14 protein-coding genes and 1 tRNA gene are annotated in these 16,837 nt (G+C 40.9%); 8 read left to right on the top strand and 7 right to left on the bottom strand.

All coding sequences use genetic code 11. The features are described from left to right. Positions 1 to 3: 3 nt before the first annotated feature. From FHK89_RS08800 to FHK89_RS08815, 4 genes are all read right to left on the bottom strand, one after another. The gene (locus FHK89_RS08800; protein ID WP_230659141.1) at positions 4 to 399 is read right to left on the bottom strand and encodes a type II toxin-antitoxin system VapC family toxin; all 396 of its coding nucleotides are present in this window, start codon (positions 397 to 399) and stop codon (positions 4 to 6) included. Then, positions 396 to 632, bottom strand: coding sequence for a hypothetical protein (locus FHK89_RS08805; protein WP_230659143.1), 237 nt, complete (start codon positions 630 to 632; stop codon positions 396 to 398). Before FHK89_RS08805 ends, FHK89_RS08800 begins: the two co-directional genes overlap by 4 nt. Before the next feature lie 623 nt (positions 633 to 1,255). Then, positions 1,256 to 5,071: a methionine synthase gene (gene metH / locus FHK89_RS08810; RefSeq protein WP_230659145.1), complete on the bottom strand. Its 3,816-nt coding sequence runs from the start codon at positions 5,069 to 5,071 to the stop codon at positions 1,256 to 1,258. A gap of 146 nt (positions 5,072 to 5,217) precedes the next feature. Continuing rightward, positions 5,218 to 6,120: a leucine-rich repeat domain-containing protein gene (locus FHK89_RS08815; RefSeq protein WP_230659147.1), complete on the bottom strand. Its 903-nt coding sequence runs from the start codon at positions 6,118 to 6,120 to the stop codon at positions 5,218 to 5,220. Positions 6,121 to 6,150: 30 nt separating this feature from the next. Between FHK89_RS08815 and FHK89_RS08820 the strand changes: the two genes are divergently transcribed. Further along, positions 6,151 to 6,594, top strand: a complete 444-nt coding sequence (locus tag FHK89_RS08820) for a hypothetical protein (RefSeq protein WP_230659149.1) — start codon at positions 6,151 to 6,153, stop codon at positions 6,592 to 6,594. Positions 6,595 to 6,732: 138 nt separating this feature from the next. Here FHK89_RS08820 and FHK89_RS08825 read toward each other — a convergent pair whose 3' ends face one another. Further along, complete coding sequence (locus FHK89_RS08825) at positions 6,733 to 8,271, bottom strand: alanine/glycine:cation symporter family protein (protein WP_230659151.1); 1,539 nt, start codon at positions 8,269 to 8,271, stop codon at positions 6,733 to 6,735. A 756-nt stretch (positions 8,272 to 9,027) separates the two neighbouring features. Here FHK89_RS08825 and FHK89_RS08830 point away from each other — a divergent pair. The 4 genes from FHK89_RS08830 (at position 9,028) to FHK89_RS08845 (ending at position 12,666) form a co-directional block, all read left to right on the top strand. Then, positions 9,028 to 9,600, top strand: a complete 573-nt coding sequence (locus FHK89_RS08830) for a LemA family protein (protein ID WP_230659510.1) — start codon at positions 9,028 to 9,030, stop codon at positions 9,598 to 9,600. Positions 9,601 to 9,663: 63 nt separating this feature from the next. Continuing rightward, positions 9,664 to 10,815: a TPM domain-containing protein gene (locus FHK89_RS08835; protein ID WP_230659153.1), complete on the top strand. Its 1,152-nt coding sequence runs from the start codon at positions 9,664 to 9,666 to the stop codon at positions 10,813 to 10,815. A 72-nt stretch (positions 10,816 to 10,887) separates the two neighbouring features. Beyond that, positions 10,888 to 11,412 carry a TPM domain-containing protein gene (locus tag FHK89_RS08840; RefSeq protein ID WP_230659155.1) on the top strand — a complete coding sequence of 175 codons (525 nt, stop codon included), beginning with the start codon at positions 10,888 to 10,890 and terminating at the stop codon, positions 11,410 to 11,412. A 93-nt stretch (positions 11,413 to 11,505) separates the two neighbouring features. Continuing rightward, positions 11,506 to 12,666 (top strand): alginate lyase family protein, encoded by a 1,161-nt coding sequence (locus FHK89_RS08845; protein WP_230659157.1) that lies wholly within the window; start codon positions 11,506 to 11,508, stop codon positions 12,664 to 12,666. Positions 12,667 to 12,672: 6 nt separating this feature from the next. Here FHK89_RS08845 and FHK89_RS08850 read toward each other — a convergent pair whose 3' ends face one another. Then, positions 12,673 to 13,452 (bottom strand): SIR2 family NAD-dependent protein deacylase, encoded by a 780-nt coding sequence (locus tag FHK89_RS08850; protein WP_230659159.1) that lies wholly within the window; start codon positions 13,450 to 13,452, stop codon positions 12,673 to 12,675. A gap of 188 nt (positions 13,453 to 13,640) precedes the next feature. Between FHK89_RS08850 and FHK89_RS08855 the strand changes: the two genes are divergently transcribed. Then, entirely contained in the window at positions 13,641 to 13,991 is a 351-nt protein-coding gene (locus tag FHK89_RS08855; protein ID WP_230659161.1) for a hypothetical protein, read from the top strand. Between the two features lie 44 nt (positions 13,992 to 14,035). Here the strand turns inward: FHK89_RS08855 and FHK89_RS08860 are convergent. After that, positions 14,036 to 14,112: transfer RNA gene (locus FHK89_RS08860), tRNA-Arg, on the bottom strand. A 400-nt stretch (positions 14,113 to 14,512) separates the two neighbouring features. Between FHK89_RS08860 and FHK89_RS08865 the strand changes: the two genes are divergently transcribed. Continuing rightward, positions 14,513 to 15,139: a c-type cytochrome gene (locus tag FHK89_RS08865; RefSeq protein ID WP_230659163.1), complete on the top strand. Its 627-nt coding sequence runs from the start codon at positions 14,513 to 14,515 to the stop codon at positions 15,137 to 15,139. 704 nt (positions 15,140 to 15,843) lie between these two features. Further along, on the top strand, positions 15,844 to 16,833 hold the full coding sequence (locus FHK89_RS08870; RefSeq protein WP_230656224.1) for an ABC transporter ATP-binding protein: 990 nt from the start codon (positions 15,844 to 15,846) through the stop codon (positions 16,831 to 16,833). Positions 16,834 to 16,837 lie beyond the last annotated feature (4 nt).

Here is a 16,837-nt window from a genome sequence, read left to right on the forward strand (position 1 = left end):
TTTTTAAAACCAATCTATTATTTGTAAACCCTCAACTCTAGAAAACTCTTTAGTATTATGAGTGACTAAAATTGCATTATGTGTCAGTGTTGTTCCTGCAATTTGTATGTCGTAATGTCCTATTGGTGTTCCATTTTGTTCTAATTGAGCCCTTATCATGGCGGAGATTTTGGCTTCTTGTTGGTTAAAAGGTAATACTTGAACTTGGGTTAAAAGGGTTTCTAGTTGGGTGATACGTTTGTTTGGGTGAGTGGATTTTTCAATACCTACATACAATTCATAAAGAACAATGGCAGGGATAGCAATATCTTGTGGATGACAGTTATAGATATATGAGGCTACTTGTCCCATACCTTTAAAAAAATAAATCAGTGTGTTGGTATCAAGTACATACTTCATAAAGGCTCACGCTGACAATCTAAATTATCTGATTTCCTAATTTCTTCTAAACTAGGAAAGTCCGTCCAACAGCCTGATAATGCTTTTATTTCAGGTGACCAATCTTGGTGAGGTTTAATTTGTTGTTCAATAAACTGGCTCAGCCAAAGGCTTGGTGGTAAATTTTCTGCATGTGCATATTGCTTGATGGTATTTTCCACATCATTATCAATGGTTAAGGTAATTTGTCCCATACTTTATCCTTTTTAAATATGATAATGGTTTTATCTTAGCAAAATAGTAGTAAATGACAACGGATAATTTAGATTTGAGTGAATAGTCTCTATTAGGTGGTGTATATACAATCGTGTTAAAACTTTGGAGTATACTTACTTAAAAGATAGGAAGTGAATTTATGAAAACAGAATATCAGCTTTTTATTTGTGATATATCAGGTCAACATGCCCCTATTTGTGTGTAGTCAAAGAGCTACTAAACAGCTACTGTGTTGCCCTCGTTTGCTGTACAACAGTACTATCTGCACTCGGTCGCCTTGTATCTGTTTTAGTCTTCTTTGACTATATTTATCTCAGACAGTCCGTTTCCTTGTTTTATGGTTGGTGACCGTTTTGACGGCTGTTTATTAATTGGGGTTGGCAACGCTTAGATGGCACAGTCTTAGGATCAGAGCAACGTCCAATTCGTTTTAACATACATTCAATCAAACATATACTAACCGTCAAAAATGGCAAAAATATCGTGCAAACAGGACTAAATTTAGAGCCATTTACAGGCAATAGATCACCCGCCTTTCAAGAGGATGTGGCTATGACTTGGAGTGAAGCGTTGGAGAGGCGAAAATAGGGTATTTTTACCCTCACAAATTCGGATTTAACCACTTCTCCGCCGTTTTCATATCCCAGCCCTTACGTTTGGCGTAATCCTCTAACTGGTCGGTGCTGATTTTGCCGACATTAAAATACACACTGTCAGGGTGTGAATAATAAAAGCCACTCACAGAGGACGCAGGCCACATGGCATAGCTTTCGGTCAATGTCGTACCAATGCTATTTTCAGTATCCAGCCAATCAAACAACTTGCCTTTTTCAGTATGCTCAGGGCAAGCAGGATAACCAGGGGCAGGGCGGATACCGATATATTTTTCTTTGATTAATTCCTCATTACTAAGCTGTTCATCAGGCTGATAGCCCCAATATTGGGTACGAATCAGCAAGTGTAAATGCTCGGCAAATGCTTCGGCTAGACGGTCACATAAGGCTTGTACCATGATGGCGTTATAATCATCGCCATTTTGTTTATACTCGGTTGCCAACTCGTCCGCACCCTCGATAGATACGGTAAAACCACCTAAATAATCAGTATTTTCCGACTCAGGCATAATAAAATCAGCCAAACTATAATTGGGCTTGCCACTGGCTTTGTCCGATTGCTGACGTAGATGCTCAAATTGATGCGTCGGTTGTCCACCCTCACTCGGTAGTTTGTCATACACCGTTACTGTATCAGGGGCAGTACGCTGTGCAGGCATGATTTTAAATACCCCTTTGGCAGTGATTAACTTTTCATCAATTAATTTACGTAGCATATCTTGGGCATTACCATACAAGTCTTTGGCTTCTTCGCCAACCACCTCATCATCAAAGATTTTGGGGTATTTACCCACCAATCCCCACGAGATAAAAAACGGTGTCCAGTCAATAAACGGCAATAGATTGTCGATGGGGAAGTCGTCTAATATTACTTGCCCTAACTGCTTGGGCACAGGTGGAGTATAGCTGTCCCAATCAAACACAAAGCCTTGCTCGATAGCCTCGGCATAGCTTAGTTTGGCAGCTTTGGGTTTACGATTAGCCAACCGTTCGCGTACTTTTTCATATTCAGCACGGGCATCACTAATCAGCTCGATGCGATGCTCAGCAGATAGCAATTTGGTGACCACACCCACCGCTCGTGAAGCATCAGCAACATACAGCACCGCATCGTTTTGATATTGTGGCTCAATTTTTACTGCGGTATGGGCTTTGGAAGTGGTCGCACCGCCAATCATTAACGGCAGGTTCATACCCCGTTCTTGCATTTGCTTGGCGACATACACCATCTCATCAAGGCTTGGGGTAATCAGCCCTGACAGTCCAATAATATCGACTTTTTCGGCAATGGCAGTATCAAGGATTTTTTCGCAAGGCACCATCACCCCGAGGTCAATGATGTCGTAGCCGTTACAGCCGAGTACCACACCGACGATATTTTTACCAATGTCATGCACATCACCTTTGACCGTCGCCATCAGTACCCGACCTTTGGTTTCACCTTCGACTTTTTCTGCCTCGATATAAGGGTTAAGCCACGCCACCGATTGCTTCATCACCCGAGCCGATTTTACCACTTGTGGCAAAAACATCTTACCCGCCCCAAACAAATCACCGACCACATTCATACCGTCCATCAAAGGTCCTTCGATGACCTCTAACGGTTTGGCGTATTTTTGTCTGGCCTCTTCAGTATCTTGGTCGATATAGGTAGTGATGCCTTTGACCAGTGCGTGTTCGATGCGTTTTTCTACCGATTGCTCTCGCCATGACAAATCCACCGTACCATCATTTTTTTTGCCCCCCGCTTGGTAACTTTCGGCAATGGTCATCAGCCGTTCGGTGGCGTCTTGTCCTGTTTCGCCCTGATTACGATTAAGCATCACATCTTCAATGGCTTCTCGCGCTTCTTTGGGGATTTCATCATACACTTCGAGCATCGCAGGGTTAACGATGCCCATAGTCATACCCACATTAATGGCATGGTATAAAAATACCGCATTAATCGCTTCACGAATGGGATTACCACGGAAGCTAAATGACACATTCGACACCCCACCCGATATCATCGCATTGGGTAGATTATCGGTTATCCACTCGGTGGCATTGATAAAATCTGCGCCATAATTATTATGTTCAGGAATACCAGTGGCGACCGCAAACACATTGGGGTCAAAGATAATGTCTTCTGAAGGAAAGCCAATTTCATCGACCAAAATGTCATAACTGCGTTTGCAAATTTCTATTTTGCGCTCATAGGTGTCGGCTTGTCCGTCCTCATCAAACGCCATGACAATCACCGCCGCCCCATAACGCATACACAGTTTTGCCCGCTCGACAAATTCGTTATAGCCTTCTTTTAGCGAGATTGAATTGACAATCGGTTTGCCCTGCGTACGCTTTAGCCCCTCTTCGATAATGTCCCATTTTGAGGAATCAATCATTAAGGGCACTCGGCTAATATCTGGCTCACTGGCGACTAAGTTTAAAAAATGAATCATCGCCTGCTTAGAATCCAGCATGCCCTCGTCCATATTGATATCGACGATTTGCGCCCCACCTTCGACTTGGTTTAATGCCACTTCTAAGGCTTCGCTATATTTTTCTTCTTTAATCAAGCGTAAAAATTTACGAGAGCCTGTGACATTGGTACGCTCACCAACATTCACAAACAAGCTGTCACGGTTAATATTAAATGGTTCAAGACCTGACAAACGGCAGGCAGGGGCAATGTCTGGAATTTGACGGGGTGGATAGTTTGCCATCACTTCGGCAATCGCCTTAATGTGAGCAGGGGTCGTACCACAGCAGCCACCGACAATATTTAAAATACCCGACTTGGCAAAGCCATCGAGTAGGGCTGCGGTCTCATCAGCAGTTTCATCATATTCGCCAAACTCATTGGGCAAACCTGCATTGGGGTGCGCCGATACAAAGGTATCAGCAATGTCAGAGAGGGTTTGAATATGCGGCTTGAGCGCATCAGCTCCGAGGGCACAGTTAAAGCCAACCGATAGCGGCTTGGCATGACGGATTGAATTATAAAACGCTTCCGCTGTTTGCCCTGATAACGTTCGCCCTGAGGCATCGGTAATCGTTCCTGAAATCATAATCGGCAATTCAAAACCAATATCAGTAAATACGCCAGTGACCGCAAATATCGCTGCTTTGGCATTGAGGGTATCAAAGATGGTTTCAATCAATATAAGGTCAACACCGCCTTCAATTAACGCTAAGGTTGCTTCACGGTAGTTGTCAGCAAGCTCATCAAAAGTGACATTGCGGTAAGCAGGGTCATTGACATCAGGAGAAATCGAACAAGTACGAGAGGTCGGCCCTAACACCCCCGCCACAAAGCGAGGCTTATCAGGATTGGCTTGGGTAAATTCATCGGCGACTTCACGTGCAAGGCGTGCCGCTTCACGGTTAATCTCTGGTACTAACGGCTGCATATTATAATCAGCCATTGAGATACGTGTCCCATTAAAGCTGTTGGTCTCTAATATATCCGCACCAGCATTTAGATGGTCACGATGAATCTCTTGAATCATCTGCGGTTGGGTCAATACCAATAAATCATTATTGCCTTTGACATCTTGGCTAATATCAGCAAAGCGTTGTCCACGATAATCCGCCTCTTGCAAGCCATAAGTCTGAATCTGTGTCCCCATTGCCCCATCAAGCATTAAAATCCGCTTGGCTAACTGCTCAGTAATACGCTGGCGTGCCGTTAGCTGTTGCTCTTGGTAAGGGAAAACCTCAGGCGGCGTTAATTCAAACTGGCTCGGGTCATGTGGCGCATGTTGGGTTGGTGTGTTGGCTGGGGCGTGGCTGTGTGTTTGGCTATGCGTATCGTGGCTCATAATAAGATGAATTATTTTCAAAGTGTGGCGATATTATAGCGATTGTTGGGGGTAGGGGGCAGTATAATTTTTAAAAGACAGGATATTTTTGCATCGGTTATTTATTGTACTAAGCACGAGACTATTTGAGTATCGTTAAAAGTTGCCTACTTTATATCACATTGAAGGTTAGGAGTATTATTATGTAAGTTATGGAGTAAATGAGCTGGCTGATGCAGCGGATTATTGGCAATGGCAAGAATTTTTAAGTTTGCTAGATTAGCCATAGTGGTAGGAAGTTGGTGCAGACAATTACTTCTGGCATCAATCATTTTTAAATTGGATAAATACCCCATAGTGTTTGGTAGTGTGGTTAACTGGTTATGACTTATAAACAGTTTTTCTAGTTGCTGCAAGTTTGCTATGGTCTTTGGTAAAAGTTGAAGCTGGTTATTTTGTAGGTTGAGCTTTGTGAGACTTTGTAGATTGTCAATAGATTTAGGTAATTTGCTTATCTGGTTATGATAACAATCAAGATAGTGCAGTTTGGTCAGTTGCGCTATCTCATCAGGTAAATAGGCTAATTGATTAAAGGCAATATTAAGCTGGGTTAAATGGCTAAGCTTAGCAATCCATTTAGGCAGTTGTTTGATACGATTGTTTGCTAAATTTAAAGTTTTAAGGTTGGTTAAATGCTTAATAACGCAGGGTATCTCATGGATTTGATTACCCCAGAGACACAGATTCTCTAATTTGCTAAGATTTTTTATAGAGTTGGGTAGGGTGGTGAGATTGTTATGACTGATATTAATGGTGTTTAATTGTTGTAGATAGCCAATCTCATCAGGAAGATAAGTAATTTTTGGGTGCTCATTAGGGGACTGATTTAGCTGATTGATATTAATTTCTGTGATGGTTAATAAAGCGTTTTCATCTCTTGGGATATTTTTGTCACTAATATCAAACTCATCTGCCCAATCAAAAATACGTCGAGCCCAGTTAGCGTTAGTATTGATATTACTATCTATATTGTCAGCCATATTAGTTGTACCCTCAGCACTATCTGGCATTGTATTATTACTTATTTAATAGGATATCCTATGATTATCAATATTACCCGTGACAGTGTGTGTATGGGTGATGATTGTGATGCCCCGCACACCACCACTTTAGAAATACTTGAAATACTAACAATGACATCAAGCGGTCATCGTAAGATAACACATTTAGGCGAGGTCATAGCATGTTTTGACTATCAGAGTTATTTGCCGAGTATTAGTGGTGGACAAGCGACATGGGTAGCATGGATAGCAGGAGAAACGACACATAGCCAAGCACTACCTAGCAATGAGTATTCATTTATTCCATTAGCAGTGATTGCTGAGCAGTGGCAAGAGCCACGGTATTTGTTAGTAGCCAATCAACCTATTGAACGCTTCTATTGTAGTGATAACAATCAACCATCATTACAGCTTCACTTTGCTTATCAACAACAACAAGATCCAATGCAGGTATATGTTGAATTAATGAATCGTTATAAATGATTTGTAATATTTACTATTATCTTGATTTTTATGCAAAAGTTTTATAAAAAAAGCCCCCAATAAATTGATTATTGAGGGCTTTTACTGTTGTTTAATTTGAGTTGTCTAACTTTTATTTTATAACACTATATCTTCAGATTAACGTAAGTTATCTTGTTTTTCTAACTCAACTAAACGCATACGCTCACGCTCTTCCCAATAGGGTGCGTTTTTGATACCAAACTTAGCAGGGTCAAAGGTATAGTGTTTAACACCAGCTTTCATTTGTGCTTCATAGTCTTTAAGGATATCCATCGCAGGTTTGGCAACAAAGTAGATAACGATGATACCAACAATATTCAGCCATGCCATCAAGCCAACACCCACATCACCTAAGCCCCAGATATAGCCTGCGGTATTAAGACCACCATAAGCAACCATCACCATAATGATGACTTTGACAAAAAAGATGCCTGATTTATGTGCACCACGACCAACAAAACGAGTCAGATAAGTGATGTTCACTTCGGCGATATAGTAGTAAGCCAAAATGGTAGTAAAGGCAAAGAAGAAAACGGCAACTGCAATAAAGTTATCACCATAGTTACCATAGACAGAATTCATTGCTAACTGAGTAAAGGCAGGTGAGTTAATCTCAGTGGTTGCTGCAACATTTTGTACCAAGAACTCACCATCAGGCAGTGTACCTTGAATGTTATACATACCCGTTGATAAAATCATAAAGGCAGTTGCCGAGCAGACCAATAACGTATCGACATAGACTGAGAATGCTTGTACCAAACCTTGCTGTGCAGGGTGTTCAACTTCAGCAGCAGCGGCAGCGTGAGGACCTGTACCTTGTCCTGCTTCGTTAGAGTAAATACCACGTTTCACACCCCAACCGATGGCAGCACCAAAACCAGCTTGAGCAGAGAAAGCATCACCAAAAATTTGACCGAATACTTCTGGCACCAAGCTGATATTACTAAACATGATAATCAGAGCCAAAATGATATAGCCCACTGCCATAAATGGCACGACATATTCAGTAAAGGTAGCGATACGTTTAATACCACCAAAAATGATGATACCCAATATCACTAATACGATGACTAACGCCCCCAGACGATATGAGCCTACTTCCATGCCCATGATATTCATCATGCTGCCATCACCCATGACTTGGGTAACTGCATTGACTACACCATTGGCTTGCACACCAGGTAAAAACACACCACAAGCGATAATAGAAGAAATGGCAAATAAAATACCATACCATTTTTGACCCAATGCTTTTTCAAAGTAGTAAGCAGGGCCACCACGGTATTCACCCGTGATTTCATCTTTTTCTTTATAAATCTGTGCCAAAGTTGATTCAGCATAGGCAGTAGATGCACCTAAGAATGCCACTACCCACATCCAAAATACCGCACCAGGGCCACCAAAGCCGATGGCAGCGGCAACCCCAGCGATGTTACCCATACCAACCCGACCAGAGAGCGAGACGGCTAATGCCTGAAAGGAAGAAATACCATCTTTACTGGATTTACCACCAAATAATAGGCGTATCATTTCGCCAAAAAGACGCACTTGTACAAAGCGCGTTAAGATGGAGTAAAATAAACCTGCACCTAAACACAGGTAAATCAGTGCATTACTCCAAATAATATTGTTTAAACCATTAACTAATGCTTCCATATTCACTGTTCCTAAATTCCTAAAGCATCTTAATATCGTGTTATTAAATTATAAATAACACTGATAATAAGAATCACTTTCATATCATTGTTTTTATTTATTGACATGCTGTATTGAATACAAAAGCAAGTGTTGATCTAGTTTAAAGTCATTACGATCCAACCTAACCAGAAAATACGAATATTGGTGGATATTTTTACCATATTATAGTGCTGGGTGATCTGTTGTACTGAGTTTAAACTGGACAAACTTATGCACTGTTTTCAGACAACAATTTGTCAATATTTAGCATAAAAACCTAGTGTTTATCTTGTGTAAACGATAGACACCCTTACGTGATTTGTTAATTTAACTATCTAAATGTAACAAAAGGGTATGTCTAAGTAACTGCAATTTGCCATAAAAACAACTTAATTACCAGCGCATTTTGTGTATCTGTCAAATTAAATAGATAATTGGAATGGGATAATCTGCACCTTTTGTATTTATTTGTCTTTTTATAATAAGATAGTAAAGACATGGATAAGCGCTTGATGGGAGTTGTTTTTTGGTAACAAAAAATTGTAATTAGCACTAGTAAGCTTCATTATGTCGGTGTTTAATCACATTCACTACATTTAATGGTATGGCGATGTGGCATGCTACCATTTATTTATTTTTTCTCTTTGTTTGAGGTTCGCTATGAAATCAATATCTAAAATGCTTACTTTTCCCAGTGTGACTGCTCACTCTATTGTTAAACCTTTAGCACTAAGCATGATGCTGGTTTTTTCTTCTGCCAGTTTGACAGGGTGTGGTTATAACAACTTGGTTGCTCAAGATGAGCAAGTGACAGCGGCATGGTCTGAAGTAGTTAACCAGTATCAGCGTCGTGATGATTTGGTACCAAACTTAGTTAAAGTAGTGAAGCAATATGCAGATCATGAAGAAGCGGTATTTGCTGAAGTAGCACAGGCTCGCTCGCAAGCAGGCAGTATCCAAGTAACCCCTGAGGTATTAAACGATCCACAAGCGATGCAGCGATATGAAGAGGCACAAGCACAGATGGGTGGTGCGCTAAGTCGTTTGATGGCAGTGTCTGAACGTTATCCTGAGCTAAAAGCTGATGCGTTATTCCAAGATTTAAGTGCTCAGCTAGAAGGTACAGAAAATCGCATTACAGTTGCTCGTAAGCGTTATATTGATGAAGTCCAAGAATACAACACATCAGTGCGTCAATTTCCAACCAATCTTACTGCCAAAGTATTTGGTATGGATACCAAGCCTAACTTCACAGTGGCAAATGAAGATGCTATTTCAAAAGCACCAGAGGTTAATTTTGGTGATTAAAATATCAGCTTAGTTTTGAGTTGATTTTAATTTATTTAAATATTTAACAGAGTCAGATTGATTATGAAAAAAAGGACAGCTCTAGCCCCATTACTGCTAAGTTTGAGTTTGGTATTGCCAATCATGGGGTGGGCTGAGCCAAATGCGCAAGCAAATCAAAATCTTGCCAATCACAGCGTCGATGATATGGTAGCGATTGCTAGTGCAGGGCAGCACAATGAAGCCATTGCTGAGGCACAAGATATTATTGTTGGTGACTTTGCTGATGATTTTGTTAATGGACAAGCGAAAGCTGATAATAATCCTACGCTGAGTAATTCTTCAGCTAATCCCACTCCTAAACGCTCAAATGTACAAAATTTTGATGACAGTCAATTTCATGATTATGTCATGGACGAGGCGCAAATTTTAAGCGCGTCTGAAAGACAAAAGCTGTCGCAAAAGCTCAACAGTTTATACTATCAAGGACTGGGGCAGATTGCGATTTTAACTGTCCCTTCTACCAATGGTAGGGCTATTGATGACTATACCATCGAAAAAGCTCATGAATTTGGTATTGGTGATAAACAAAATGATGATGGGATATTGTTTGTGGTGGCGGTCAATGACAGAAAAATGTGGATTGCCACAGGCTATGGACGAGAAGGAGTGCTGCCCGATGTGGTGGTGAGTCGAATCATTCGTAATGACATTACTCCTTATTTTAAACAAAATGATTATGCAGGTGGCTTAGCCACAGGTATTAATCGTATTGAAGAGCGTCTCACCACCGACCCAGAAATATTGGCACAAGCAGATGCTCAGGCTGAAAAAGTGGCTAATGAGGCATCGCAAGAAGAAGTATCGCCCATTGTTTTATTGATTATGGCATTTATTTTTGGCTCATTTTTGACCACATTATTAGGGCGTATATTAGGGGCAACGGTTACCTCAGGCGTGTTCTTTTTTGCATCATGGGCAACAGGCGGCAGTTTTTTCTTAAGTTTAGTACTTGCCATATTTTTATGGATATTTTTATCTGCTCGTAGCTCAGGTGGTGGTTCAGGACGAGGCGGGCGTGGCGGTCGAGGTGGCGGCGGTGGCGTGGTATTCTTTCCCACAGGTGGCGGCTTTGGCGGTGGTGGTGGCAGTAGCGGCGGCGGCTTTGGTGGTGGTGGCTTCACTGGCGGCGGCGGCGGTGGTTTTGGTGGCGGCGGTGCAGGTGGCTCATGGTAATCATTGCTGAGTTGATTTTAGAGGGTAAGTTGGTTGACATTTAAAGTATAAAAACAAGATGTAGGATAAAATATGCAACAAAAACAGGCTGATAGTAAGCCCAGCTTTGCAAGGTGGTGGCGGCAAGTATTGTATGTACCCATGCTACATAGCAAATGGCTAACCAAAGAGTTACAGCAACGCTTAACCAATAAGGTCACACTAGCTGAGCAAGGGCATCGTGGTGAGGTATTTTTGATTATTGAGCATCAATTACCCATTCAATCGGCATACCATCATGACTGTCGTCATCGTGCCTTAGAACTCTTTAGCCAATATCGAGTTTGGGATACTGAAGAGAATACGGGTGTTTTGGTGTATATTAATATCTGTGAGCATGACTTAGAAATTATTGCTGACCGTGGTATCAGTGCCCATGTCAGTCCGACAGTATGGCAAGCAATGTGTGATAAAGCGTTATCAGGGCTGACACAAGATAAGATAGAAGAGAGTTTGTCGGAGCTGTTAGAAGAAATTGGTCGGCTATTACGGCAATATTATTATCTTGAAAATGACCCTGCGGGTAATGAATTGTCTGATGAGGTGATTGTTATTTAATGGTGGTTATTTAATGGTGTTGTTATTTAACCATAACCATAACTGACATGCCCATATCCATATAAAGCTTATCAATAAAAAGAGCTGATGATTATGAAAATAACACCAATAAAGATGGTGAGCATATTGGGCGGTAGTCTATTAATGAGTGGTTGTGGTTATACCCAAGACCATAATATGCAAAATACAAATATAACCACAAAAAACAGCACTCCCCATTTTTTAACAGAGTCATATAACTTTGCTAATTTCTCAAAACCACTGTTTCAATCCATGCTATTGGATAAGGCAGATTGGCAAGCTTTGCGTCAGCAACCTGAAGCTTATCCACAACAAACACAAGCATTGTTACGCAGTTGTCAGGATAATTTAGATAGAGATGCTCAGCCTGTGGCAATCCTTGATGTACAGCCCCATTACAATAATGAAGGGGTTAACGAGCAGGGGCGAGCAGCGGCAAAACAGCTTGCTAACGATGGCTGGTTAAGTTATCGGGCGGCTTTGTGTTATCAGTTAACAGGTAATAAGCGTTATGCCAAACAGAGTCAGCAAATATTGGACGCATGGGCAACGACCTTAAAGCAAGTCAAAGGCCGGCAAGCAAAAGCAGACATTAACTTTGATTTGCCCAGTTTTATTATGGCAGGTTATTGGGTACAAGGGGTCAATGATTGGGACGATAGCCATTGGCGGACATTTTTGCGTGACATTATTTTGCCGCAGTCTGCTGCTAATGACAGTGATAACAATCATGGCAATTGGGGAGTATTGCTAAACACCAGTATGGCGGTTTATTTACAAGATAAAAATTTACTGGATAAATCATATCAACGCTGGCAGGCATTATTGCAATCACAAATATCAGATAAAGGCGTGTTTACAAAAGAGATTTGTCGTAGTGATAGCAATAATTATTGTGGCGGTGAAACCAAAGGCATTAATGGCATCTCTTATACGCATTATGCTATGTTGCCGACCAGTATTACAGCACAGATTTTTGCTCAGCAAGGCAAGCCAGTTTGGCACTCGCCTGCGGGTAAATTATTAGGTAAAGCCTATCAACAAACGGCAATTTGGACACAAAGCCCCAGTCAGTTTCCCTATTATCAGCGTAATAATGGCAAGCTCAATGGGGTACGTAATGGGGCTTATTTTGTCATTTTGCAGCGACATTATCCCAATGAAGCAGGAGCAAATGCCATTAAGCAAGGTGACCTAAAAATGGACGGTTTCCAACTGTTATCCTTATTCTGATGGCAATTATTCTGACAACAGTTGATTGACCAATTGTGGCAATGCTTCCCCAGCCTTTGCTTGAATTTGAATATCTACCATTGGATTGTCTGTGGGATTGGGATTGATTTCAATGATTTTTGCCTGATATGGGCTATATTTTGCCAAGTCTACCAATCCTGCGGCAGGATAGACAATACTAGAGGTGCCAATGGTGATAAATACCTGACACGTTCTTGCTGATAATTTGGCATGTAGCCATTCATCAACGGGCAAGCCCTCTCCAAACCAGACAATATCAGGGCGAATAAATCCCTGACAGTGTGGGCAATGAATTAATTGCGCATCAGTATAATCAATAGGCATATCATAAATAGCATCACATTTTGAGCAGCGATTTTTCCAAAGGTGACCATGCAAATGGGTTGCTATGCTGCCAGCTTGTTCGTGCAAATCATCGACATTTTGGGTGATTAAGGTCAGCTCTGCTTTGTTCTGCTGCTGCCATGCTTGTTGCCAGCGTGCTAACGCATGATGGGCAGGGTTAGGCTGTTTATCTTTGACCAAATTACGCCGCCATTGATACCATGACCACACCAAATTTGGGTCACGTTCAAATGCACCAGCATTAGCCAAATCCTCAGCACGGTAGTTTTCCCACAGTCCTGTTTGCTTGTCGCGAAAAGTTGGAATACCACTTTCTGCTGAGATGCCAGCGCCTGTTAAAATACAGACCGTATCAGATTGACGTAGGCAATTGACAGCCTTTTCGATGTTTGTGGATAATATAGGTGATAATTGTGTCATCAGAATAGTCCTATAAGATATAAAGTATGAATGATATAAATTAAGCGTAGAGTGTTGAGGATAATATGCAGATTAATAATGTCATTATTGCAGTATAAAAAGTGCAGTATAACAAGATAGTTAGAATAAAATTTTCTATCTAAAGACGAAAGCAAAAATAAAATCAACAAAATGATAGGATAAGGATTATGGTAGAGGGTATTTGGTGGCTTATTATTATTTTGGTGGTAACTATAGGATTGTTTTTGTTAGCATTAAAGAAAAAACCCCTACAATCAAATGTCCTCCAACCCACCAAACCGCCTAAAAAATTAGTCAAGTTGAGTGAGTTTATCCATCGTCAATTTCCTGAATATGAGGTAAATATACGCCCACAGCATTTATTATTAAGCAATCAAGGCAAAAAAGTAGCCATGCTTACCATGGATAATAATCTTGCCACAGGTAGTCGGAAATTGGGAGAGGTGATGGTGATTAATCTACATGATATACCAAATAAGGTACAGCTAAAGGAGTTGCTATCAGACGTATCAGGCTAAAAAAATATCAAATAATTGAGTTATGGGAAGGATAATGATGGGAATGGTGCGCTCGGCGGGAATCGAACCCACGACCCTCGGCTTCGGAGACCGATACTCTATCCAACTGAGCTACGAGCGCATATATAACAAGGCTAAATCTATAGTGATGTTTGCTTATATACATAAAAGTTAAAATTTTATGTAATTTTCAAGACCGCTTAGTCTAACAAATATCGCCAAAAAAGCCAATGCTCAATGCCATAGTTGCGGTGAATAAAACAATAATCCACCAAGTCATCAATCAGGCATAGCAATCCACCTCACTTTTCCCTTATAATATCATGGAAAGGAAAATAATCTTGACGTTTATCATTCACCAGCCAGCTAGGTTCTGACAAATAAGGTGTAACTTAGATATAAACTCAGCATAAGAATATGTCTTAATAGCTGATTAATATAATTATTTAAGTTAACTATTACTATCTATTTATATCTTAACAAACTAAGCTCGCTCGAAACTGTAAAAGAGAACGTGACGAATGAAAAAAGTGCTTATATTAACAGCCGCTGCCATGCTAGGTATGTCTAGTATTGCCATAAGCCAAGCTGAAGAAGTAGAAAATGCGCCTGCTGCCACTGAAGTAAGCGATGCAGAACAACCAGCCGAAGCTGAATCTACTGATGCAGATGCCACCGAAGGGACAGAAGCTGAAACAGAAGTTGATGCTGAGGGCTCAGAAGAGCAAGACGAGACAGCAGCAATTGATGCCGCTGAGGACATCCCACAAGATACGCCACAAGTACAAAAGTTGATAGCACTATATCCTCAGTTGGTAGCACGTATCCAGCCTTATGGTCGTGTGTGTTTTGAAGGTGAAGAGTGTGATGTGACTGTCACTGCTACTGGTCCTTCAGCAGATGGTAAACCTCGTGATGGTGAAGCAGTATATAATGCTGTTTGTCATACTTGTCATGCGACTGGCTTATTAGGTTCTCCTGCCTTTGGTGACGCAGGTGCATGGGGCCCTCGTATTGCAAAGGGTAAAGATACTCTGTATGATCATGCTATCAATGGTTTTAATCAGATGCCTGCCAAAGGTGGTGCTGATATTCCTGATGAAGAAGTACAAAATGCGGTTGATTATATGATATCTGCTGCCAGCTAGCCTACTGGACTTAATTTAGTTAGTATATTTTAGCTGCTAAAACTTGCATATTGTTATACTTATTAAAAACGCTTGCTCAAAATGACAAGCGTTTTTTTAGTTCTTGCGATTTAGTGTCTGCTAATCATTGTCTTTAATACTCTGGACTAGCTGTAATTAGTTCCAGAGGCTTAATATAATTTTCAGTCGCTTTATAAGGCAAATATTGTACTTTTGTGTAAGTTCTAACTCTATTAAAATTTAAACCCCACTCTCAACTTTATTTTATAAAATCATATATGACCCCTCCCATACCCTCCCCTTGAAGTAAGGGGAGGACTTAAAAACCAGTTCCTCTCCCTGAGGAGGAATATAGCGAAACACTGTTTCGCCCCTGAAGAGCGTTAATAAATAGTCCAGTGGACTATTTTAGCGATGCAAGACGAAAAGCTGTGCTTGTAGTACAAGACAAGAGCTATGCTCGCGTAGTAAAGGGGAGGTTAGGAGGGGGTCTTATAAGTTGAGAGTGGCGTAATCTAATAAATCTTTTATTAGCATATTATGTAGATACTGACTTTAGTATAAATGATGCTTTAAATCTCAAACACCATCCCCATAAACTCTGTTTACTATAGAAAAAATCAACAGACTAAAGCCTTACCTATTGATTTAGCACATATTATCTATATTGTATTTTAATCTAGACAACCATCGTAGCCACTATAATGACCAATATGACTGACCTTGATGCCTTATCTAAACCTGCCTTACAGATAAATAACTTATCAAAAACTTATGATAATGGATTTTCTGCACTAAAAAATGTCAGCCTCACAGTACCACAAGGCGGATTTTTTGCTTTACTTGGTCCTAATGGGGCAGGTAAATCGACGATGATTGGTATTATTAGCTCGTTATTTCGTCCAACTTCGGGCAGTGTGCAAATATTTGGTACAGATTTATTGGCGCACCCATCAGTTGCCAAGCAATATCTTGGCGTCGTGCCACAAGAGTTTAACTTTAATCAGTTTGAAAAAGTTGAGGACATTTTAATCACCCAAGCAGGCTATTTTGGCATTGCTGCCAGTGAAGCTAAGCCACGTGCCAAAAAGTTATTAACGGCATTGGGACTGTGGGATAAACGAGATAACAAATCTCGTGAATTATCTGGAGGCATGAAGCGGCGGTTGATGATTGCGCGGGCATTGATTCATAAGCCTAAGTTATTGATATTAGATGAGCCAACGGCGGGAGTAGATATCGAGCTGCGCCGCTCGATGTGGGCATTTATGCAACAAATTAATGCAGAGGAAAATACCACCATTATTTTGACCACCCACTATTTAGAAGAAGCGGAGCAATTGTGTCGCCATATTGCGATTCTTGACCACGGTGAAATACGCATTAATACCGAGATGAAAGAATTATTAACTCAGTTATCGGTTGAAACCTTTGTGCTAGATTTGACCAATGCGCTGACAAATAAACCTGTAATTACTCATGTTACCGAAGTGACACAGCCTGATGAATTAACGCTTGAAATTACCTTAAGTGAGGGTGAGTCACTCAATCAAGTCTTTGAGCAGTTAAGCGCACAAGGCATTGAAGTTGCCAGTATGCGTAATAAAGCTAACCGTTTGGAAGAATTATTTATGCGCTTGGTTGAGAGCAGTGATGATACAGGTGTTAATAGTATGACGGAGGCAAACCGATGAAGCA

This window comes from Psychrobacter sp. I-STPA10, assembly GCF_021012795.1.
Taxonomy (GTDB): domain Bacteria; phylum Pseudomonadota; class Gammaproteobacteria; order Pseudomonadales; family Moraxellaceae; genus Psychrobacter.

Bases quoted from the DNA above. Each gene is read 5' to 3' on its own strand.
- FHK89_RS08800 (WP_230659141.1), bottom strand. From the start codon at position 399: ATGAAGTATGTACTTGATACCAACACACTGATTTATTTTTTTAAAGGT.
- FHK89_RS08855 (WP_230659161.1), top strand. From the start codon at position 13,641: ATGGTAGAGGGTATTTGGTGGCTTATTATTATTTTGGTGGTAACTATA.
- FHK89_RS08865 (WP_230659163.1), top strand. From the start codon at position 14,513: ATGAAAAAAGTGCTTATATTAACAGCCGCTGCCATGCTAGGTATGTCT.
- FHK89_RS08820 (WP_230659149.1), top strand. From the start codon at position 6,151: ATGATTATCAATATTACCCGTGACAGTGTGTGTATGGGTGATGATTGT.
- FHK89_RS08870 (WP_230656224.1), top strand. From the start codon at position 15,844: ATGACCAATATGACTGACCTTGATGCCTTATCTAAACCTGCCTTACAG.
- FHK89_RS08830 (WP_230659510.1), top strand. From the start codon at position 9,028: ATGATGCTGGTTTTTTCTTCTGCCAGTTTGACAGGGTGTGGTTATAAC.
- FHK89_RS08815 (WP_230659147.1), bottom strand. From the start codon at position 6,120: ATGCCAGATAGTGCTGAGGGTACAACTAATATGGCTGACAATATAGAT.
- FHK89_RS08825 (WP_230659151.1), bottom strand. From the start codon at position 8,271: ATGGAAGCATTAGTTAATGGTTTAAACAATATTATTTGGAGTAATGCA.
- FHK89_RS08850 (WP_230659159.1), bottom strand. From the start codon at position 13,452: ATGACACAATTATCACCTATATTATCCACAAACATCGAAAAGGCTGTC.
- FHK89_RS08805 (WP_230659143.1), bottom strand. From the start codon at position 632: ATGGGACAAATTACCTTAACCATTGATAATGATGTGGAAAATACCATC.
- FHK89_RS08840 (WP_230659155.1), top strand. From the start codon at position 10,888: ATGCAACAAAAACAGGCTGATAGTAAGCCCAGCTTTGCAAGGTGGTGG.
- FHK89_RS08845 (WP_230659157.1), top strand. From the start codon at position 11,506: ATGAAAATAACACCAATAAAGATGGTGAGCATATTGGGCGGTAGTCTA.
- FHK89_RS08835 (WP_230659153.1), top strand. From the start codon at position 9,664: ATGAAAAAAAGGACAGCTCTAGCCCCATTACTGCTAAGTTTGAGTTTG.
- metH (WP_230659145.1), bottom strand. From the start codon at position 5,071: ATGAGCCACGATACGCATAGCCAAACACACAGCCACGCCCCAGCCAAC.